This is a genomic window from Enterobacter sp. IF2SW-B1, from assembly GCF_001743375.1.
GTDB lineage: Bacteria > Pseudomonadota > Gammaproteobacteria > Enterobacterales > Enterobacteriaceae > Enterobacter > Enterobacter bugandensis.
This window is the reverse complement of the sequence record NZ_MJAA01000296.1, coordinates 1-409: the sequence shown is the minus strand read 5'-3', so window position 1 is coordinate 409 and position 409 is coordinate 1. Positions and strand designations below refer to the sequence as shown.

1 protein-coding gene and 1 pseudogene are annotated in these 409 nt (G+C 57.9%); both read right to left on the bottom strand.

What is annotated here, in order from left to right:
* Positions 1-33 precede the first annotated feature (33 nt).
* Positions 34-135: pseudogene (locus A6013_RS29155) on the bottom strand (MipA/OmpV family protein); the annotation flags it as partial.
* A 12-nt stretch (positions 136-147) separates the two neighbouring features.
* The gene (locus A6013_RS27805) at positions 148-279 is read right to left on the bottom strand and encodes a hypothetical protein (RefSeq protein WP_302622512.1); all 132 of its coding nucleotides are present in this window, start codon (positions 277-279) and stop codon (positions 148-150) included.
* Positions 280-409: the final 130 nt, after the last annotated feature.

Here is a 409-nt window from a genome sequence, read left to right as displayed (position 1 = left end):
GACTGCGCTGGCGTTGAGGTACTGCTTCTGGTATTACTGATATTTAGCTTCCAGACCAATGTAGGGCGTCCAGCTGTCGCCGGCGGTGTTTTGATCCAGCCCTGAGCGGCGTGTCTCGCTGCCGTATACGCCGTAGTAGTAGTCGTTTTAGCTCTCTTCGCTGTAAATAACACCGACAGATGGCGTCTGGGTCAAACGCTCCATCCTGTTTGGACGGAAGTAGGATACCTCGCCCACCTCGCCGCCGCTTTCATCCGTGGCATCGCCTGAGTCCGCCACTCTCAGCTCTCCCCACCTTTCTCTGCGGCAGCAAGCCCCGACGAGGACCGCAGCGGCTTTACGCTCATAGCGCGGCTTCATCTGGTGGTCGACCTAATCCTCCGGAGTTAAATGCCGCCGCATCCAGGAT